The sequence below is a fragment of the Anaerotignum faecicola genome, from assembly GCA_024460105.1.
Taxonomy (GTDB): Bacteria; Bacillota; Clostridia; order Lachnospirales; family Anaerotignaceae; genus JANFXS01.
On record JANFXS010000194.1, the window covers coordinates 1 to 488 of the forward strand.

Annotated in this window: 2 protein-coding genes; both read left to right on the top strand. The window is 50.6% G+C overall.

Annotated features, from left to right (window positions below; genetic code table 11):
* Positions 1-193: ABC transporter permease (locus NE664_13490; GenBank protein MCQ4727645.1), on the top strand; the 193-nt coding region annotated here is incomplete at its 5' end.
* The coding region (locus tag NE664_13495; protein ID MCQ4727646.1) for a sulfatase-like hydrolase/transferase at positions 194-488 on the top strand (295 nt) is incomplete at its 3' end.

A 488-nucleotide genomic window follows, 5' to 3' on the forward strand; every position in this document is an offset into this window, starting at 1 on the left:
GACAGAGTATAAAAACATCATGGCAAGCATCAAACCTTATGTAGATGAAAAATTCCAGTCCTGGATCCTCGGTGTCAATGATTTTGATTCGGAATATGATTCCTTTATCAAGGAGTTAAAGGCGAGAGGCATCGACCGGGCGCTGGAAATCAATCAGAAGGCGTATGAGACATTTCTGGGAGAAGACCGATAAATGAAAAAGAAGAATCTGTTATACATCTTTGCCGACCAGTGGCGTGCCCAGGCCATTGGTGCGGCGGGAGAGGATCATGTGAGCACGCCTCATATGGACCGTTTTGCCGGGGAGAGCATGGCATTTGACCACGCGGTCAGCACGTATCCGCTGTGCTCGCCCCACCGTGCCTCTCTGCTGACCGGGAAGTATCCGTACTGCTGCGGCATGTGGACCAACTGTAAGACCGGTCTGGACGAAGCTGTCATGTTAAGGCCTCAGGAGGTAACCATCTCCGATGTCCTTCATGAAAACG